Origin of the sequence: Advenella incenata, from assembly GCF_004217095.1 — a bacterium.
Taxonomy (GTDB): domain Bacteria; phylum Pseudomonadota; class Gammaproteobacteria; order Burkholderiales; family Burkholderiaceae_B; genus Advenella; species Advenella incenata.
This window is the reverse complement of sequence record NZ_SHKO01000001.1, coordinates 2375798-2394490: the sequence shown is the minus strand read 5'-3', so window position 1 is coordinate 2394490 and position 18693 is coordinate 2375798. Positions and strand designations below refer to the sequence as shown.

At 55.4% G+C, this 18693-nt stretch carries 13 protein-coding genes; 8 read left to right on the top strand and 5 right to left on the bottom strand.

Features of this window, described 5'->3' with window-relative positions; genetic code table 11:
• Positions 1-163 precede the first annotated feature (163 nt).
• Complete coding sequence (locus EV681_RS10795; protein ID WP_128394101.1) at positions 164-625, bottom strand: GatB/YqeY domain-containing protein; 462 nt, start codon at positions 623-625, stop codon at positions 164-166.
• Positions 626-688: 63 nt separating this feature from the next.
• On the opposite strand from EV681_RS10795, the gene EV681_RS10790 reads away from it, so the two are divergent.
• Entirely contained in the window at positions 689-1405 is a 717-nt protein-coding gene (locus EV681_RS10790; protein ID WP_130303914.1) for an alpha/beta hydrolase family protein, read from the top strand.
• A 59-nt stretch (positions 1406-1464) separates the two neighbouring features.
• Here the strand turns inward: EV681_RS10790 and pbpG are convergent, their stop codons facing one another.
• Positions 1465-2376 (bottom strand): D-alanyl-D-alanine endopeptidase, encoded by a 912-nt coding sequence (gene pbpG, locus EV681_RS10785; protein ID WP_128394103.1) that lies wholly within the window; start codon positions 2374-2376, stop codon positions 1465-1467.
• Between the two features lie 371 nt (positions 2377-2747).
• Between pbpG and purL the strand changes: the two genes are divergently transcribed.
• Positions 2748-6812: a phosphoribosylformylglycinamidine synthase gene (gene purL, locus EV681_RS10780; RefSeq protein WP_423191203.1), complete on the top strand. Its 4065-nt coding sequence runs from the start codon at positions 2748-2750 to the stop codon at positions 6810-6812.
• Between the two features lie 102 nt (positions 6813-6914).
• Positions 6915-8375, top strand: coding sequence for an IMP dehydrogenase (guaB, locus tag EV681_RS10775; protein WP_128394104.1), 1461 nt, complete (start codon positions 6915-6917; stop codon positions 8373-8375).
• Between the two features lie 333 nt (positions 8376-8708).
• Here the strand turns inward: guaB and EV681_RS10770 are convergent, their stop codons facing one another.
• Entirely contained in the window at positions 8709-9521 is an 813-nt protein-coding gene (locus EV681_RS10770; RefSeq protein WP_130303913.1) for an alpha/beta hydrolase, read from the bottom strand.
• Positions 9522-9758: 237 nt separating this feature from the next.
• Here EV681_RS10770 and guaA point away from each other — a divergent pair, with 237 nt between their 5' ends.
• Complete coding sequence (guaA, locus tag EV681_RS10765) at positions 9759-11351, top strand: glutamine-hydrolyzing GMP synthase (RefSeq protein WP_128394106.1); 1593 nt, start codon at positions 9759-9761, stop codon at positions 11349-11351.
• 200 nt (positions 11352-11551) lie between these two features.
• A complete protein-coding gene (locus tag EV681_RS10760; protein WP_128394107.1) occupies positions 11552-11896 on the top strand; it encodes a zinc ribbon domain-containing protein YjdM in 345 nt (114 codons plus the stop codon).
• Between the two features lie 200 nt (positions 11897-12096).
• Here the strand turns inward: EV681_RS10760 and EV681_RS10755 are convergent, their stop codons facing one another.
• Together EV681_RS10755 and EV681_RS10750 are read right to left on the bottom strand one after the other, a co-directional pair.
• Positions 12097-13314 carry an MFS transporter gene (locus tag EV681_RS10755; protein ID WP_130303912.1) on the bottom strand — a complete coding sequence of 406 codons (1218 nt, stop codon included), beginning with the start codon at positions 13312-13314 and terminating at the stop codon, positions 12097-12099.
• 67 nt (positions 13315-13381) lie between these two features.
• Positions 13382-13870 (bottom strand): MarR family winged helix-turn-helix transcriptional regulator, encoded by a 489-nt coding sequence (locus EV681_RS10750; RefSeq protein ID WP_130303911.1) that lies wholly within the window; start codon positions 13868-13870, stop codon positions 13382-13384.
• Positions 13871-14338: 468 nt separating this feature from the next.
• Between EV681_RS10750 and EV681_RS10745 the strand changes: the two genes are divergently transcribed.
• The 3 genes from EV681_RS10745 (at position 14339) to EV681_RS10735 (ending at position 18691) form a co-directional block, all read left to right on the top strand.
• A complete protein-coding gene (locus EV681_RS10745; protein WP_128394110.1) occupies positions 14339-14866 on the top strand; it encodes a sigma-70 family RNA polymerase sigma factor in 528 nt (175 codons plus the stop codon).
• Positions 14863-15834 carry a FecR domain-containing protein gene (locus EV681_RS10740; RefSeq protein WP_165393005.1) on the top strand — a complete coding sequence of 324 codons (972 nt, stop codon included), beginning with the start codon at positions 14863-14865 and terminating at the stop codon, positions 15832-15834. Before EV681_RS10745 ends, EV681_RS10740 begins: the two co-directional genes overlap by 4 nt.
• A 118-nt stretch (positions 15835-15952) precedes the next feature.
• Positions 15953-18691 carry a TonB-dependent receptor gene (locus EV681_RS10735; RefSeq protein ID WP_242612193.1) on the top strand — a complete coding sequence of 913 codons (2739 nt, stop codon included), beginning with the start codon at positions 15953-15955 and terminating at the stop codon, positions 18689-18691.
• Positions 18692-18693: the final 2 nt, after the last annotated feature.

The following is an 18693-nucleotide window of genomic DNA, read 5'->3' as shown; positions in this document are numbered from 1 at the left end:
ACAAGGCGGGGCCTGCGTTGCGCAAGAAAAATGCCATTTTCCTCAGGCTGTCGGCCGGCAGAAAAATGGCAATGATAGTCCTTGTCTGGGAGCATACGATCGTGTGCTAGCGGCCAACCGTATTGCATGCAAGTGAGCGAGCACGCATTGCCGGTTAACAGGTTTACGGTTTAAGACGATCTTTCAGACGCTTGGACAGTTCTGCCATGTCTGTGCGGCCTGCCAGTTTTTGCTTAAGAATAGCCATGGCCTTGCCCATAATTGCCGGGCCGGTAATACCATCTGCCGTGACCTGGGTAAGCGCTGCGTCAACCGCTTCGGTTACCTCCTGTTCTGATGCTTCTTCCGGCAGGAATTCCCTGAGTACTTGCAGTTCGGCTTTTTCAGCTTCAGCGGTTTCAGTGCGGCCGGCATTTTCAAAAGCAGTGATGGATTCCTTACGCTGTTTGACCTGTTTTTCGATGATGGCCAGCACCTGGTCGTCATTCAGCTCAATGCGGTCATCGATTTCCTTCTGTTTGATAGCGGCCTGCAGAAAGCGCAGTGTCCCCAGTCTTGCAGTCTGCTTGGTGCGCATGGCGTCTTTGACGGCATCCGATATTGCTATTTTGATGGGAGAAGACATGAATTTATTCCGGGAATGGTAAGATTAGTTTCATATTATGGCATAACTTTTTCGGAGATATATATGACGGAAATAAAGACTTCCCAGATTCTTCTCCCGGAAGGCGACACCCATGGTCAGTTGTTTTACGTACTGCATGAAGAGAACGAGCAATTAACGAATATGCCATTTTTGTTAGGCACCATTCGAGCTGAATTTCCTGATGCTGTGATCCGGATCGCGGTAGTTGCGCTGGATGAAGACACGGCATGGTTGGACGCCGGGGACACCGAGCCGAGCGAGTCAGCAACGGTGCAACTTGCGCCGCGGCTGGCGGCCAATATCAAATCGCTGGAGCATGATATTCAGACGGGTCAGAATATGCACGGCGTATTAAGCGAGGCCACTGCCGTGATCGGCGTGGGGCCCGCCGGGTCGCTGGTGTTGGGCTTAACGCTGCTGGAGCAGCCGATCGCCGGCAGGCTAATTACATTCGGTGCGAAATTTCCTGCCTATCCACTGGAGTTATCTCTGGATACAACGGTTCATCTGCTGCATGCCGATCGCGATACAGCGGTTTCATCAGCCCGGGCACGCGAGGCGCATGAACGCATGGCGCAGTTGCAGGCCGATGCGACAATTGACATTGCCATGAACTCGGCCGAGTCGTTCAGTGAAGTGCTGATTGGAAAAATGTTTGAAAGATTGAAAACCTGCGTGCCGTTACGATACTGGCGGTATGCCGCAGAGTCTGAGAGTGATAAAGAAGAGGGCAGGACGCCGCCCACTTCCCTGCATTAGAGGAGCAACCGGGACAGCAGGCAAGCAAGCTGTTGCTGTCCGGTTTGGCTCCCCAGGCTTTACAGCAAGGTGGGGTAATCTTGCTGAACCATATGGCGCACACGCACCGCGTCTGCAAAACGGGTCAATCCGCCATCGGCATTGAGCAGTACGACGGCAACCGGGCGATTATCCATTTCAGTCATCATGACCAGGCAGTCGCCTGCTTCACGGATATAACCTGTTTTGGAGATGTGGATGTTCCAGTTGCTATTGCGGATCAGGCGGTTGGTATTGCGATAGCGCTGTTCGCGACCATTGCTGGTCACGATTTGGTATTTATCGCTGGTTGTATATTCTCGAATAAGGGGCTGCTGATGCACCGCCTGCATCAGACGCACCAAATCGCGGGGAGAGGCGACATTCTGCGGCGACAGCCCCGTGGGCTCTACAAAACGGGTCCGGGTCATGCCCAGCTGGCGCGCCTTGGCATTCATTTCGCGCACAAATGCGTCCATGCCGCCCGGGTAGGTTCGACCTAGCGCATGAGCCGCCCGGTTTTCCGAGGACATCAAGGCCAGATGCAGCAATTCGCTGCGTGTCAATATAGTGCCGACGGATAGTCGTGAGGATGATTTTTTCACCCGATCAATGTCATCTGCCGTAATGATAATCTGTTCGTTCATATTCAGATTGGCAGTGGTAATGATCAGCGCGGTCATCAGTTTGCTGATTGACGCAATGGGTCGGATTACATCGGCGTTTTTGGAATAAAGAATGCGATTATCAGTCAGGTCGACTACATAGGCTACCTGGGAACGGACGATGCCGCCATTATCGGCCTGGCCGACAACGGTGCTGGCCAACGGCAGGGCATCATAGGTCTGGCTGCCGTCATCTTCCTGGGCGAAACCGGAAACGGGTACAATAGAACCAGCGGCCAGCACGACGGCCAGACATGCGGTCAGGGTTTTTCTAAGAAATTTTTGCATAGGTTCGTCACGGACAAATTAGATCAGGGTCAGCGCAATTATAAATAAGATTTGAAAAAAAATATATTTATTAATGAGTTAGAGGCGATATCTAAATTTACTGTTAAGTATACCGCACAGGTGGCATCTTGTGTTTTGCTGTATTAATAAGAGACGAAGCAAGAGGATGCGCGTAAATTCGGCTATGTTTGGCTAAATCACGCTAAATTGTATCAAATGTTTTCCTTATAAAAATAAATAAAAAACAGGCCGTTTCTCTCCAAGGCATCAGGGTAAATATCGCAACTGCATGGTTATTGCGCATGAGACGGGGCCAGGGACGATAAAATAACGCTTTCCTGTTCAGGCAATTTTCATTTACTCCGGTTTTTATTGTGTCAGATACTCAACATCAACACCAGATTGCATACGGCTGTGCCGCCTTGACCCCGTTTCAGAAAGAGCGACTGCTTGCGGCGCTTGCCCAGGCCGGGTTGCCTGTGCAGGACGTGACTGCCCGTTACGAGCACCACGTTTTTATTGGCGGCGTCATGTCGCAGGACGATCAACAACGGTTAAGCCAGCTGCTCGATTACGGCACTACCCAGGCAAGCGTGCCGGTGCAGGATGCGCTGGTACTGCGCGTACTGCCACGTCTGGGTACGCTGTCACCCTGGGCCAGCAAGGCAACCGATATTGCCCACAATTGCGGCTTATCGGCAGTTCGGCGCATAGAGCGGGGTATCGAATATCGGTTTGTTCCGAAAAAAGGGTTGCTGGGCACCAAAAAGCTTACGCAGGAACAACTGTCTCAGATCGCAGCGCTTGTCCATGACCGGATGACAGAGACCGTGGTGGATGCGGCCTTTGATGCTTCAATATTAATGCAAACCTTGGCTGGTAAGCCGCTGACGCAAATTGACGTTCAGGCCCGTGGCCGGGTTGCGCTTGAACAGGCCAATGAGAGCCTGGGTCTGGCGTTATCGCCCGTGGAAATAGATTATCTGCTGACCTCGTTCAGCGAGCTGGGGCGCGATCCGACTGATGTCGAATTGATGATGTTTGCGCAGGCAAACAGCGAGCATTGTCGCCATAAGATATTTAACGCCAGTTGGGAGATTGATGGCGAGAAAAAAGAAGACACCCTGTTTGGCATGATCCGCAAGACACATGCGGCGCAGCCCAAGGGAACAGTGGTTGCGTATTCAGACAATGCCGCCGTCATGGAAGGCGGGCAGGCAAGCCGTTTCTTTGCCGGCTTTTCTGCGGAGGATCACGCCGCGGCGGCGCCCAAGTATGGTAGCCATACGCGTCTGACCCACACCCTGATGAAAGTGGAAACGCACAATCACCCAACGGCAATCGCGCCGTTTCCGGGTGCGGCCACCGGCGCTGGCGGCGAAATTCGAGATGAGGGGGCCACTGGACGCGGTTCCAAGCCCAAGGCGGGCCTGACCGGCTTTACCGTTTCCAACCTGAACCTGTCGGATATCGCCGAATCGCGTGAGGCCAAGCCTTATGGCCTGCCTGACCGAATTGCCAGCCCGCTTGACATCATGATCGAAGGGCCTATCGGCGGCGCGGCGTTCAATAATGAATTTGGCAGGCCCAATTTGTTGGGCTACTTCCGTACCTTCGAGCAAACGGTCGACGGGGTTCGTTGGGGATATCACAAGCCGATTATGATCGCAGGCGGTCTGGGCAGTATTGATGCTGCGCTTACCCATAAAGACGTTATTCCGGGACAGGCGCTGCTGATTCAGCTTGGCGGGCCCGGCATGCGTATCGGCATGGGAGGCAGCGCAGCTTCGTCCATGAGCGCCGGCGCCAATACTGCGCAGCTGGATTTCGATTCAGTTCAGCGCGGCAATCCAGAGCTCGAGCGTCGCGCTCAGGAAGTGATCGATCGCTGCTGGCAATTGAAAGAAGACAACCCGATTATTGCTATTCATGATGTGGGCGCAGGCGGCTTGTCCAATGCGTTTCCGGAGCTGGTCAATGATGCCGGCCGCGGCGCGATTTTTGATTTGCAACGGGTTCATCTGGAAGAGTCCGGCCTGTCGGCTGCGGAAATCTGGAGCAATGAAGCCCAGGAACGCTACGTATTGGCTATCCTGCCCGAAGACCTGTCCCGTTTCGAAGCGATTGCCGTGCGCGAACGCTGCCCGTTTGCCGTAGTGGGGGTAACCACAACAGAGCGCCATTTGAAGGTCTCTGATGGCCAGGGCTTACCAGGGTTCTCAGAGCCGCAAGCGGCAACGCAAGCCGATGGCCCTGCGCCGGTGGATGTGCCAATGGATGTCATTCTGGGCAAACTGCCTCGCATGAAACGCCAGGCCGAACACAAGGCAAGAACCTTGGTGCCAATGGATGTCACTGGGTTGGATCTGGCCGAGATTTCAATGCAGGTCATGCGCCATCCGACGGTAGCCAACAAGTCATTTCTGATTACCATTGGCGATCGCACCGTGGGCGGCCTGTGTTCAAGAGACCAGATGGTCGGCCCATGGCAGATGCCCGTGGCCGACTGCGCAGTTACGCTGGCCGACTATGAATCGCTGCGCGGCGAAGCCATGGCGATGGGCGAACGTACGCCGCTGGCTATTGGCAATGCGCCGGCTTCAGGCCGCATGGCGGTTGCCGAGGCGCTGACCAATCTTGCTGCAGCCGATGTCGCCACGCTGGAAGACATCAAGCTGTCCGCCAACTGGATGGCCGCCTGCGGTTTCGAAGGCCAGGATGCCGCGCTGTTTGACACGGTGAACGCCGTGTCAACACTATGTCAGGCTATTGGCCTGTCGATTCCAGTGGGCAAGGATTCATTGTCCATGCGGACACGCTGGGACGACCAAGACCAACCCAAAGAGGTGGTTGCACCTGTATCGCTGGTGGTAACGGCTTTTGCGCCGGTCACCGACGTACGTAAAACCCTGACGCCACAACTGGTGACTGACCAGGGCGAGACTGCGCTGATTTTGCTGGATCTGGGGCAGGGACGACAGCGCCTGGCCGGCTCGGTGTTGTCAAATGTGATTGATCAGTATGGTTCCGACGTTCCCGATCTGGACGATCCCACACTGCTCAGAACCTTCTTCCTGACCATCCGTTCGCTGGTCGAGCGCGGGCTGATCCTGGCCTATCATGACCGCTCCGATGGCGGTCTGCTTGCCACGGTAGCCGAGATGGCCTTTGCGGGCCACGTGGGTGTTTCCATCAACCTGGACATGTTGACTTTTGACGAGACCTCTGCTGATTGGGGGGATTATAAAATTCGTCCCGAACAGGTGGCGGTGCAACGCGATGAGTTGACGGTCAAGGCGCTGTTCAACGAGGAAGCCGGTGCTGTCATTCAGGTCCGGGCCGAACAGCGAGACCAGGTGCTGCAAGCCCTGCGCGAAGCAGGGCTATCCCGTATTTCAAATGTAATCGGAGCGCCGAATGCCTCTGATCAGATCGAATTTTACCGCGATGGCCGGCGTATTTTCGGTCTGAATCGCGTCGAACTGGGTAAGGCCTGGAGTCAGGTTACCTACGAAATCATGAAACGGCGCGATAATCCGGCCAGTGCCCTGGCCGAGTTCAATAGCTGGGACGAGCGCGAAGATCCCGGGTTGAACGCGGTTATTGGCTTTGACCCCCAGGAGCCGCTGGCCGCGCCTTTTATTTCAAGTGGCATACGTCCCAAAATTGCCATCTTGCGCGAACAGGGCTGCAACAGTCAGGTTGAAATGGCCTGGGCCTTCGATAAGGCCGGCTTTGATGCCTACGATGTGCACATGACCGATCTGCTGTCCGGTCGCACCAAGCTTGCCGACTATCAGGCCATGGTGGCGGTTGGCGGCTTCAGTTATGGCGATGTGCTTGGCGCCGGCGAAGGGTGGGCGCGCACCATCCGGTTTAACTCGGCGCTGTCTGCGCAGTTCGCTGCTTTTTTCGCGCGGCCCGACGTATTTGCGCTGGGCGTGTGTAATGGGTGCCAGATGCTGGCCACGCTGGCTGACATGATTCCCGGCGCGCAGGACTGGCCACGATTTACTTATAACCAGTCAGCCAAGTACGAAGCGCGCCTGAGCCTGGTGCAAATTGAACAGTCCCCATCTATCTTCTTTAACGGTATGCAGGGCAGCCGCCTGCCGATCGCGGTGGCGCACGGCGAGGGCTTTGCCGATTTTGGCCTGCAAGGCGATATCACTGCCGTTCAGACTGCCTTGCGTTATGTATCGAACACCGGTTTTGTAACAGAGGCGTATCCGGCCAATCCCAATGGCAGTCCGCAGGGCATCGCCTCTGTCACGACGGCAGATGGCAGGTTCACCATTATGATGCCGCATCCGGAGCGGGTCACGCGCAATGTTATGATGTCCTGGCACCCGGACAGCTGGGGCGACCAGGATACGGGTGGAGAGTACACGCCGTGGATGCGGATGTTCATGAACGCCCGTGTGGCTATGGGGTAGAAAACGGTTTGCGCAGCGGGAAATTTCTCGCTGTTTGAGCAAACCCGGTTGATTCCGTTCGGGCGCAAGCGTATAATTTTGCTTTGCGCCCGGAGTTATTTCATGCGTCTCATTCAAAAAGCGCTTACCTTTGACGATGTTCTTCTGGTACCTGCGTACTCAAATGTGTTGCCGCGCGACACGTCTCTCAAAACCAAACTCACCCGTAATATCACACTGAATATTCCGCTGGTATCGGCCGCCATGGATACGGTTACCGAAGCACGTCTGGCCATCGCGATGGCGCAGGAAGGCGGGATCGGGATCATCCACAAGAATATGACTGCAGACGAGCAGGCCGCAGAAGTGGCCCGCGTCAAGCGTCATGAATTCGGGATCGTCATCGATCCGGTGTCGGTCACCTCCGACATGAAAGTGCGCGATGCCATTGCCCTGCAGAAAAAGCACGGTATCTCGGGTCTGCCCGTGGTTGACAACGGTAAGGTGGTTGGCATCGTGACCAATCGGGACCTGCGTTTCGAAGACCGTCTTGATGTGCCGCTCACCTCGGTAATGACACCCAAGGAACGGCTGATTACCATGCATGAAGGCGGCACGCTGAGCGAAGCTCAGGCCTTGATGCACAAATACCGTCTGGAACGTGTATTGATTGTTAATGACGATTTTGAATTGCGCGGGCTGGCTACCGTCAAGGATATTGTTAAAAATACTGAACACCCTTACGCGTGCAAGGACGAATTTGGTCAATTGCGTGTCGGCGCAGCGGTCGGCGTGGGCGAGGGCACCGAAGAACGTGTACGCAAACTGGTGGCAGCCAATGTCGACGTTATTATCGTTGATACCGCACATGGCCACTCCCAGGGCGTGCTTGATCGCGTACGCTGGGTTAAAGATAATTTCCCGGAAATAGACGTGATTGGTGGCAATATAGCCACTGCCGAAGCTGCCAAGGCGCTGGTCGATGCCGGCGCAGATGGCGTCAAGGTGGGTATTGGTCCGGGCTCAATCTGCACCACGCGGATCGTCGCGGGCGTAGGTGTTCCCCAGATCACGGCCATTTCCGATGTAGCCAAGGCGCTGGAAGGCACTGGCGTGCCGCTGATCGCCGATGGCGGTATCCGCTACTCTGGCGACGTGTCCAAGGCGCTGGTTGCGGGCGCCTTTGCCTGCATGATGGGCGGCATGTTCGCAGGCACTGAAGAGGCGCCGGGCGAGGTTGTATTATTCCAGGGGCGCTCTTATAAGTCCTACCGGGGCATGGGTAGCCTTGGCGCCATGGAAAAAGGGTCTGCCGACCGTTATTTCCAGGATCCTGCCAACAACGCAGACAAACTGGTGCCGGAAGGTATTGAAGGACGTGTGCCATATAAAGGCAGCGTGTTGGCCATTATTTATCAGTTGGTTGGCGGTATCCGCGCATCCATGGGCTATTGTGGTTGTGCCTCGATCGACGACATGCGCACCGTGCCGCAATTTGTAGAGATTACCTCTGCAGGTGTGCGCGAATCGCATGTACATGATGTGCAAATCACCAAAGAGGCGCCGAACTACCGCGCCGATTAAGCACAGTCTGAGCAGTAGCGCCACCTATGCCGTGGCACATTGCGCGATCGGCATCATAACCGGGTACTAACACCCGGAACCAAACCCGGCACTGTTTACGACAGTGCCGGGTTTTTTGTTGGCTCATTATGAACTGGGTTAGACATCGTTTGGACTCTTTGCTGTCCAACTTTTCCATGCAATTTACTCGGTCGTGTCAGATTACTGCACGCAACGCGGCTACAGAGCGCGCAAACGAAGCGGCCCAGGTCGATTCTGCTGACCGATGCGGCAATGGTCAACATAGATCGATCAGCAGTCAATATTCCTTTCTGGCAATGTTGCTGTGGGTTATTACAACGAAGACAGTTCCAGCAGCTTATCAGCCACCATGTTCGGCGCCAGTAGTGGGGCGGAATGCGAGCTGCTCAGTTCGGCCCAAATCCAGTCTGACTGGCCCTTTACCCAGTCATGTGAGGCAGCAACCGGCCTGTAGGGCGGGGCAGTGCAGACCAGGTAAATTTTCTTCACGCCAGCACCTAATGGCGCGTTCAGCGAGAGCGCGCTGGCGTAAGTGTTGATGGGATGCGGTGTCAATTTTCCTTGCGCGAATGTGTATTGCTTGGTATCGGCGGGAATGCCCAGATGAATCGGATCCGGCGCGGGAATGCCATATCCATGGTGGGCCTGGGCCGAGGCTGTTAATGAATTGACCACCTTATCGGGCAACGTCGCAAACGTGGACTGACCTGAAGGCAGCACAAAGGCGTCCAGGTAGATAAGGCGGTCCAGGCGATCTGCGATACGATCGGCCACGCCACTGATGACCAATCCGGCAAAACTGTGGCCCACGAGAATGACATTTGCAAGCGTCTGATTGCCAGGCTGCTTGCCTGCAGAATGGGCAAGCGCTGGTGCCGATTGCGGGTGCAATATTGCAGTTTCGATATCTTCAATGAATGTTTCCAGCGAAATGGCCGCCGATAGCTCGTTCGCGCGCTCTCCCAGACCGGCCAGCGTGGGGGTGTATACGATATGCCCCTGATCCCGCAGCTGTTGCGCAACCGCGTTCCAGACCCAGGCTCCGTGCCAGGCGCCATGGACCAGCATAAAGGTTTTTGCTGTGGAGGCAGAATCGGTAACGGGTTGATTTTGGGCATTTTTCATTAATACAGGGCCTTTGGTATATGAGCGAAATAAGGGGTAAGACAGACACGCTGTCCCGGCGTGCTGTGCCGCGTACGTGCGCCAAACGGTCGCGGTTGCGTTGCGGGGCCGCGACGCGCAAAACAGCCCTGACTGTCACATCTTATGCGCAGCCAGGTTTTGACACGGTTTTGGGCGTCACTGCCATTATAATGTCGTCTTCCAATTTCTTTTCTTTTGTCCTCAGGCGGATATAGCATGCATCAGCGGATTCTGATTCTCGATTACGGTTCACAGGTTACCCAACTTATTGCGCGACGCGTACGCGAAGCAGGGGTGTTTTGTGAAATTCACCCCGGTGATGTCGATGCGGCTTTTCTTGCAGAACAGCAGGGTCTGGGACTCAAAGGCGTGATTTTGTCCGGCAGCCATTCGTCTGCCTATGATGAAGCATCGCTCAAGGTGCCGCAGCAGGTGTTCGAGCTGGGCGTGCCGGTGCTGGGCATCTGTTACGGTATGCAGGCCATGGCGTCGCAACTGGGTGGCAAGGTCAGTTGGTCCGACCATCGTGAATTCGGCTACGCTGAAGTGCGCGCACATGGCCATACCGCACTGCTCAAGGACATTGCCGATTTTGTCACGCCCGAAGGCCATGGCATGCTCAAGGTCTGGATGAGCCATGGCGACAAGGTTACTGAACTGCCCGACGGTTTTGTGCTAATGGCTTCCACGCCTTCGTGCCCGATAGCCGGGATGGCCGACGAAAGCCGTCATTTTTATGGTGTGCAATTTCACCCCGAGGTGACCCATACCACTCAGGGGCGGGCGTTGTTGAACCGTTTTGTTAATGACATTTGTGGTTGCAGCAATGACTGGAACATGCCCGACTACGTTGAAGAGGCGGTCACACGCATCCGCGAGCAGGTCGGCACCGATGATGTGATTCTGGGATTGTCCGGCGGTGTGGACTCATCCGTGGCCGCAGCATTGATCCACAAGGCCATCGGCGATCAACTCACTTGCGTCTTTGTGGATCATGGGCTGCTTCGCCTGAATGAAGCAGAGCAGGTCATGAAGATTTTCGGCGAGCACCTTGGCGTTAACGTGATTCATGTCGATGCAACTGACGCCTTCATGAGCAAGCTGGCTGGCGAAACCGACCCCGAGAAAAAACGCAAAATTATCGGTCGTGAGTTTGTGGAAGTGTTCCAGGATGAAGCGGGCAAACGCAAAAGTGCACGCTGGCTGGCCCAGGGCACGATCTACCCCGATGTGATTGAATCGGCCGGAGCCAAAACCGGTAAGGCGGTTGCCATCAAGTCGCATCATAACGTGGGCGGTCTGCCGGAAACATTGAATCTGCAACTGCTGGAGCCACTGCGCGAGCTGTTCAAAGATGAGGTGCGTGAGCTGGGTCTGGCGCTGGGTCTGCCGCACCATATGGTGTACCGTCATCCTTTCCCCGGCCCGGGCCTGGGCGTGCGCATTCTGGGCGAAGTCAAGAAAGAATATGCTGACCTGTTGCGCAAGGCTGATGCGATCTTTATTGAAGAACTGCGCAACACGACCGATGAAGAATCAGGCAAATCCTGGTACGACCTGACCTCTCAGGCCTTTGCCGTGTTCCTGCCGGTCAAATCGGTGGGCGTCATGGGCGATGGCCGTACTTATGATTATGTGGTCGCGCTGCGCGCGGTGCAGACATCAGATTTTATGACGGCCGACTGGGCGCAATTGCCATACCCGTTACTGGGTCGTGTGTCATCTCGTATTATCAACGAAGTGCGCGGCATCAACCGGGTGGTTTATGACGTTTCAAGCAAGCCGCCTGCGACGATTGAGTGGGAATGAGGTTAATTTATAAGTTATTGATTTAACCGCAAAAATTTTGACTCGATAACTATATCTCCCACATCAACAATGGTATTTTTCACGGTGTCCGCAAGGTATGCCGTTGAGAAAAACACCGATACCACCATCGTGTCAGTGATGCCGGCATGGTATCGGATGGCTCTCGGACATGCCGGAGCAAGTTTCTAGGATTCTTTGATATGAGCACTCTACCTCCCTGTTCCCAATGCCAATCGAGCCTCACCTATGAGGATGGTGGTGGGCTCTACATCTGCCCCGAATGCGGCTACGAATGGCCGGTTCAAGCCGAAGCCGTGGCTGAGTCGGACGAACGTGTTCACCGTGACGCCGCCGGAAACGTGCTGCAAGATGGAGATAGCATCACCGTCATCAAAGACCTGAAACTCAAGGGATCGGGCGGGGTCGTGAAGATGGGGACGAAGGTCAAGAATATCCGCCTGGTTGATGGGGATCATGACATTGACTGCAAGATCGATGGATTCGGGGCAATGAGCTTGAAGTCGGTGTTCGTCAAGAAAATCTGATGGGTAGCCTGCAGAGCGACCCAACGCGACACCATATGGACCTTGACATTGGCGTGCTCCGGGCGGGGCCGATTGGCATAGCATAGTATCTTCGTGGTATTACCAGACGACCGGTGTTAAGGGCTAGGCTAGGCTTGGTTGCAACTTCAAATTAAAATAACTATCTAAAGGACAGCAGTAGCGGGCGCTAACTGCTTCCCTTAATGTGACGGCTGGGCGATTGTCGGCCGAATGCGCGGATGGCGCTGGAATAACACCGCCACAGGCACGCCGATTAAGATGACCATCGTGCAGAACGAATAGATGGCCACTTCAATGCCCCAATGGTCGGCAATCCAGCCTATGCCCATCATGGGAATCATGCTGCCAACGTAACCGGCGACCAGGTAAGTGGCTAACAGTCCTGAACGATTGGCGGGTCCGGCCAGGCGGGTGATCATGCCCATGCCGGCAAGCATGGTCATGCCATGCCCGATTGCCGTGAGCGACACACCCAGCGCAAACAAAATGGCCGAGCTGGCGTGCAAGTTCAGCATGAGAATCGCGTTGCTCAGGGCTAATGCGATTGTGCCCGTAGCGCCGCACCAGTGAATAGGCATGCGTCCGGCAATTACCTGAACCGCTGCCGAAGAAAACAGGATCAATGCAATAGAGGTGCCGCTGACGACCGGACCGTCCCAGGGCACAAGTTTGCCCAGAAATAGCGGCGCCATGGACGCATATAGGCCAAAAACGCCAAATGCTAGAAAAGGCAGGCAGCAGGTGAGCACAAATGCCCTGGACGCGCTTGCGTCGGGCCAGGTCAGTTTTGGCAAAATATCGTGCAGGGTCAGGCGGGCAGCGGCCTTGGGTTTAATGGTGTCGGGCAGGTTCAGACAGCACAATACCGTTAAACCCAGGCTGCCCAGGATCAGGGTCGGAATATAGGCGAGCGTCAATGGCGCAGGGGCCCATTGCCCGATAACGCCGCCCACCAGCGGGCCCAGACCGAAACCAAAAGCCATCAAAAAACCAGTCATCATGGCCACGCGTTGTACGCTGCCGTGGCGGGACAGTTTGGATAACCCCAGGGTCGCACTGGTGGTCACCATGCTTGAGGCCACCCCCACGATAAAGCGTCCGATATTCAGGCTGGTCATGTTCCATGCGATTAGGCTGATGGCTGTTCCCAGCAGGACCAGGGCCAGGCCCCACTGCATCATGGGGCGAAAGCCGACGCGATCAGGCAGGCGCCCCAGAAACAGCAAGCCGCAAAGTGCGCCGCCCATGTACATGACGTAGATAAGCGAGATATCGCTCGTTTGCAGTTGCCAGGCTTCTTTATAGAGCGCATACAGGGGGCTGATGAGCGCGGTGCCCATCACGCCGACAATCATGGCAAAACTCACCCAGGTAAAGGGCGATACTTTCAATTTCATTTTTCAACCGTATGTTTTCTGGCGCAGGATTGGCCGGTGCGGGTGCAGGAGCAAGGAAAGTGGAGCGTCATTTGTTGATCTGTCCCGCCGATTCGAGCCGTCCTGAGATTTTTTCCAGGGCCTGGCGGGTGACTTGTATTTCATTTGCGGAAAGATCAGCCAGTATGGTTTGTTCGATTTCCATGCTTTTTTCCAGGATCAGTGCCGCCGCCTTACGGCCTGCAGGCGTCAGGGCAATGCGCTTGGTACGTCGGTCGGCCGGGTCGAAATCCCATTGCACCAATTGCGCTTTTTGCAGTTGCGCCAGCACACGCACCAGCGAGGAAGAGTCCAGGTACAGCGCCTGCGCCAGATCTTTCTGGCGCAGGGCTTGGTTCTGCACGTGCAGCACCAGCAGCGGCATGCGCGTGGCATCCGAGAGGCCCAGATCTTTGAAATTCAAATCGATCTGGCGACGCCACTGCCTGTACACGCTGCCCAACAGAAAACCAAAGCGGCTATGAGGCTGTAAAGGCTCGTGCGAAGAAGGGGGGCTTGCTGGCAATTTAGTTTGCATGCAAAGTATTTTACTACGGGTTTACCCTTGAAACAAGAACAACGTTCAGTTATCTGTTAGTCAGGGCTGATCAGTGGAAACAACAGCAGAGCCCTCGGGCAAGGTGTAATACCGGTATCCCTGTTTTTATTCAAACAATAGGCGTACCAGTGCCGGCGTTGGTTGTACCTACTTATCGACTGCGTCGACGCCGCCATTGAGCGCATTAGTTTGTGTGAAGGGGCCCGGCTTATAGGCTCTGGTCTGTAGCAGGGCATTGAAAAGACGAGGCGCTGACCCGTTCCAGCGCCGGACGGTGGCCGCCGTATAGGGCTGGCGGCCCACTGCCACGCTCAGCGAGCAAGAGGTTTTCTGCGTTGATGACTGGTATTTGGTCGGTAATAATCGTCAATTGTTATATATAATGAGAACGAATGTCATTATCGTTGTTTTTTGTGTTGGGGCGGCACTTTACCGAAAGAGGGGCGCATGAGCGGTGGCCAGTCTGTTTTGCAGCGGGAAATCCATATCCTTTATCAGGATCATCATGGATGGCTGTACCAATGGCTGCACAGAAAACTAGGTAACCGATTTGATGCGGCCGATCTGGCACATGACACGTTTATGCGGGTGCTGGCAGGGTATCGACAGGATGCAATTCCGGTGCTGGATGAGCCGCGCGCCTACCTGACCACCGTCGCCAAACGACTGCTAATCAATTTCTATGAGCGCCAGTCTCTGGAGCGCGCCTACGAAGCGTCGTTGTCGCTGCTACCGCAGCAGCATATGCCTGGTTTGGAAGAGCGGGCGATTCTTCTGGAGACACTGCAGGAGCTGGATGCGCTGCTGGATGCTTTACCTGCTCGCGTACGCACGGCGTTTCTGCTTAGCCAGCTCGAGGGCATGAGCTACGAGCAAATTGCGGCGCATCTGCAGGTGAGCGTGCGCACAGTCACACGTTACATGGCGCAGGGCTTCAAACAATGCCTCACGTTGATGCTGGCGCAAGCGGCGTGAATACCACTAGCACGGCTGAACCGCAGCAAACGCAATTGGTAGATGAGGCGGTCCAGTGGCTCGTGCTGATGCATTCCGGACGTTTCAATGAGGCCGATGCACAGCGCTGCGCCCATTGGCGTGACCAAAGCCCCGAACATCAACGCGTCTGGGAAAGCGTTGAGAAACTGAATCGACAATTCGATGCCGTGCCAGGACCTCTGGCAATGCCTGTATTGAATCGGCCACGTGTTTCCGAAAATCGTCGCATGATGCTCAAAACCGTTGCGCTGGCCATTACAGTGCCTTCGGCAATGTGGTTCGGTTACCGGGCGGTCCCCTGGGAGTCGCTCAATGCCCAGTACCGCACCGGCACGGGCGAGCGTCGCGATGTGGCCCTGGCCGACGGAAGCAAGCTAAGCCTTAATACATCAAGCGCTGTGGACGTCGCCTTCGATACCCGGGAGCGGCTGGTGCTGCAACGCTCGGGGGAAATTTTTATCCAGACGGCACACGACCCCCAGGCCGCTGCGCGTCCCTTTGTAGTCAAAACGCAGCAAGGTAGCCTGCAGGCATTGGGCACCCGGTTCATCGTGCGCTGTACGCCTGACCGTACGCGGTTGACCGTGCTGGACGGTGCTGTTCGGGTGCAGCCGCTGCATTCGGCGGAGACCCATATCGTAGCGGCGGGACACGAACTGGATTTCAGCGCAGATCGCTTCAGCACGAAGGTACCCGCATCGCCCGGCGCCGGGCAATGGGTGCAGGGAGTGCTGTATGCCGAGCAAATGAGACTGGCCGATTTCTTGGCCGAACTCGGACGGTATCGCCCGGGTATTTTACGCTGTGATTCGTCTGTGGCCGATATGCCCGTATCCGGCGCTTTTCAGCTAAATAATACCGATCGTATTCTCGATGCCCTTGTCCAGACCCTGCCGGTGCAAATCCAGTTGCGCACCCGCTACTGGGTAACCGTTGCTGCGCGGTAACAGCGGTATTTTTTCGCCGACAAGAAAATAATTTTAATTATTTTGTCCGGTTTTTGCATCTGGCCTGTCATGTCTATAGGAACTTCAATTGACTGACTTTGAGACAGGAACTTTTTTCATGGCTAATCTGACTTCAGATTCCTATTTGCCTGACGCAGCGTGTGGCGCACGGCGTTGCATTAGCGCCGTAGTGCTGGGCGCCTTGTCTGCGCTGGGCCTTGCCGCCACACTGGCGGTTGTGCCGGTCTGGGCAGCCGAACCCAACTTGGCGCAGACGCGCAACATGTACAATATTAGCCCCGGCGAACTCGGACCGGCACTACTTAGCTATGCGGGACAGGCTGGCGTCAATTTGAGCATCGATATGAATGCCACGCGCGGCTTGAAAACGCAGGGGCTGACTGGTCAGCATCCAGTGCTGGGCGGCTTTGAGCAATTGCTAGCAGGCACCGGACTTCGCATACGAAAGGTGGGAGATGGCAACTATACGCTGGACACTACTGTGAGCCCTGTTGCTGCCACGCCGTCCGTGTCTGCAGGATCGCAGACAGCCTCGCCTGTTGCCGAACTGTCTGCCATTACCGTGACCGCTCGTACACAAAGTGATTTGATGTCACCCACCCAGCAGGTTGCCGTTATTGACCGGGAGCAACTGGATACATTGCGAGCCGGGTCGGACAGTGTGGCCACCGTCTTGAGTAAAGTGCTGCCAGGCATGGCTGACTCCAGTCATACCATTACCGATTATGGCCAAACCCTGCGCGGTCGCAATATGTTGATTCTGGTTGACGGCATTCCCCTGAATACTAATCGTGATTCTTCGCGCAATCTTGCCAATATCAACCCTGCTGATATTGAGCAAATCGAAGTGCTGCGCGGCAGTAGCGCCATCTACGGTAGTGGTGCGGCCGGTGGTATTGTGTCCATACGCACCAGAGGATACGATGGCGAGCCCCGTGCCGAGACCACCGTTTCGGCAACAACGCCCTTGTCCCGGCTGGGCGCAGCAGGCCTGGGCGGCGGAGTACAGCATTATTTTTCAGGTGGCAATGACAAAATCGATTATTCGCTTAGCCTGGGTGCCAGCCATACTGGCGGATCGTACGATGCACGGGGTACGCGCCTGGCTCCTGAACCGAGTCAGGGCGATCTATTTGATTCGAATATCTACAATATGTCCGGCAAAGTGGGGCTGCAAATTGATGAGAAACAACGCCTGCAGCTGGCTCTGAGCCACTATGACGCAAAACAGGATACCGACTACGCATCTGATCCAAGTGTTGCCCGGCAGCCGCCTGGCAGCACTGGCGCGAGGAGTATCCGGGGACTGGAACTGGACGAGCAGAATCGCATCCGCAATACGCTGGCCAGCCTGGAATATCAGAACCGCGATATCGCCGGAAGCACACTGGCAGCCCAAATTTACTATCGCGACTTTTTTACACGCTTTGCCCCTTTTGATGCACGCGGCGTATCTGTCCGGGGCGCCAACGTGGACCAGGTCACGCAAAAATCAAGCGTATTCGGCGGTCGTCTGACTATCAAGACGCCGTTGACGTCCGACAAGAACACTCAGTTGACCTGGGGTCTGGATTTCAATGAAGAACGCAGTGAGATGCCTCTGGACGTGTTTGATCCGTACGAGTACGACAGAAGCGGCGGTTTGCATTTTCGCAAAACCGGCTCGCTGACCTACATGCCGCCGATTACGACACGCAGTATCGGCGCCTTTGCCCAGCTGGAGCATCGCTTTAACGAACACTGGGCGGTGCAGGGCGGGGCACGGTATGATCGCGCCAGTGTACGTTTTGACGACTTTACCCCGTTGTCGCAATCGCGTCTGGCCAATCCGGGACGGGTTTCCGGCGGAACGGTCCATTATGGCGCCTGGAGCTATAACGCTGGTGTGGTTTATACACCGGTCAAGGGCCAGGAGTTTTATGCGTCTTTCAGCCAGGGTTTTGAACTTCCCGATGTCGGCGTTCAGGTGCGAAATGCCACACCGACCTTCAATTTCGGCGCTTCAAATCTGGAGCCAGTGAAAACCGATAGCTTTGAGTTGGGCTGGCGCGGGACATTTTCCAATGTATCGGCCAATCTGACCGTATTTCAGTCGAAATCGGATCTGGGCGCGCTGCAAAGTTTCAACAATGGCCTGACGTTGCTGCGAACCAAAGAGCGCATTTATGGGATTGAAGGCGGGCTGGATTATTACAGCGATAATAATCAATGGGCACTGGGTGGTACGTTCACATGGATGAAGGGTGAAGAAAAACCGGAAGACAAGGACAGTTACCAGAACATGACCGGGTATCGCATTCCGCCATTGAAACTGACCGCCTATGTGGAATACACACCCTCTGCGAAATGGAGTCACCGGATACAGGCTACGCATTTTGCGTCCAAAGACTATAGACTGGATGAAAAAACCAGTTTTGGCCGCTGGGAAACCGCGGGCTACACAACAGTCGATCTGATCAGCCGATGGACGATTGATGATAAAAACAAAGTGACCTTTGGTATCCAGAACGTGCTGAACCGCCACTACTACCCCTTGTACAGCCAACTGATGCGCAATAGCAACAACACCAGTCGGCTGCCGGCGGCAGGCGCCGTGTTGAATGTCAGCTATACCCATCGCTGGTTGCCCGATATACGGCTGCAGCGCAGCGGGCGATCCTGCGCCTGGGCTGTGGCCACGCAAGCCGAGGCGGTCTTGACGCCGACGGGCGAGACCGACACGGCACGGGCAAGCTACATCGGGCTAGCCTTGCCATGCCTGTTGCACGAGCCCAAAAAAGGGCTTATCGCACAGGCTGTCGGCTTTTGCTTTATGTTTGCGTCCATACCCGGATAAAA

Bases quoted from the DNA above. Each gene is read 5' to 3' on its own strand.
- EV681_RS10795 (WP_128394101.1), bottom strand. From the start codon at position 625: ATGTCTTCTCCCATCAAAATAGCAATATCGGATGCCGTCAAAGACGCC.
- EV681_RS10790 (WP_130303914.1), top strand. From the start codon at position 689: ATGACGGAAATAAAGACTTCCCAGATTCTTCTCCCGGAAGGCGACACC.
- pbpG (WP_128394103.1), bottom strand. From the start codon at position 2,376: ATGCAAAAATTTCTTAGAAAAACCCTGACCGCATGTCTGGCCGTCGTG.
- guaB (WP_128394104.1), top strand. From the start codon at position 6,915: ATGCGTCTCATTCAAAAAGCGCTTACCTTTGACGATGTTCTTCTGGTA.
- EV681_RS10770 (WP_130303913.1), bottom strand. From the start codon at position 9,521: ATGAAAAATGCCCAAAATCAACCCGTTACCGATTCTGCCTCCACAGCA.
- guaA (WP_128394106.1), top strand. From the start codon at position 9,759: ATGCATCAGCGGATTCTGATTCTCGATTACGGTTCACAGGTTACCCAA.
- EV681_RS10760 (WP_128394107.1), top strand. From the start codon at position 11,552: ATGAGCACTCTACCTCCCTGTTCCCAATGCCAATCGAGCCTCACCTAT.
- EV681_RS10755 (WP_130303912.1), bottom strand. From the start codon at position 13,314: ATGAAATTGAAAGTATCGCCCTTTACCTGGGTGAGTTTTGCCATGATT.
- EV681_RS10750 (WP_130303911.1), bottom strand. From the start codon at position 13,870: ATGCAAACTAAATTGCCAGCAAGCCCCCCTTCTTCGCACGAGCCTTTA.
- EV681_RS10745 (WP_128394110.1), top strand. From the start codon at position 14,339: ATGAGCGGTGGCCAGTCTGTTTTGCAGCGGGAAATCCATATCCTTTAT.
- EV681_RS10735 (WP_242612193.1), top strand. From the start codon at position 15,953: ATGGCTAATCTGACTTCAGATTCCTATTTGCCTGACGCAGCGTGTGGC.